We start from the raw sequence: 913 nt of genomic DNA on the forward strand, positions 1-913 counted from the left end.
ATAAAGATATCCAGTCCACCAACACCTACATGACCATTGGAAGCAAAATATAAACGACCACTCTGATGAATAAAAGGAAACATTTCATCTCCTTCGGTATTGATATCTTTACCCAAATTTACTGGTATACTCCAGGAGTCACCCTCTTTATCCACATAATAAATATCTGTTCCACCAATACTTCCCGGCATATTCGATGTAAAATAAAGTCGATTACCATCTGAAGATAAGCAAGCGTGTCCGCATGAGTAGGCTTTACTGTTGAATGGAAGTTCTTCCGGTTTCGACCATGATCCATCAGCTTGTTTTTCTGATTTTAAGATAATCAGGTTATTATAACCCTTCTTCTTTTTAAAGTTTGCATCAATAAAATCGTTGTTGATATTTCGGGTGATATACAGTTCTTTTCCGTCCTTACTGAAACACACAGGACCATCGTGAAACATGCTGCGCATCTCCGTTGAAAACAACTTAGGATTAGAAAACAAACCTTCCTTTTCCGACGTTTTTAAAACATTCAAATAGGGAGCTTCTTTCCATGCATATTCTCTTTTAATGATATAATCCAAATCTCGTGCAGACACAAAATAGATATCTCCATTGTAAGCTACTGGTCCAAAATCTGATTGTTCAGAATTAAAATCCACTTCATCAATTAAATATCTTTCTTCTGCTAAAATCTTTTCAATCTTAGGTAAAGAATTCAATAATTCTGTAGCTCTTCCATCTTCAGGATTTCGTTCCTTATACATGGCTATTACACGATCGGCCTCTGCATATTTACCATTATATTTTAATGATTGTGCATACATAAACAACTGGTCGTTGCTTAAATGATCCATTGCAACTGAAGCGAAAGTATTTTCACTTTTTACCGTTTCACTTACTTTTAAATAGGCCACAGCCAGTTGTC

Annotated in this window: 1 protein-coding gene; it reads right to left on the bottom strand. The window is 35.6% G+C overall.

All coding sequences use genetic code 11. The annotated features are described in order from the left end of the window. A partial coding sequence (locus OM075_RS25210) for a TolB-like translocation protein (RefSeq protein ID WP_494515759.1) occupies positions 1–913 on the bottom strand: 913 nt, incomplete at both ends.

It is taken from the genome of Plebeiibacterium sediminum, assembly GCF_026013605.1.
GTDB lineage: Bacteria > Bacteroidota > Bacteroidia > Bacteroidales > Marinilabiliaceae > Saccharicrinis > Saccharicrinis sediminus.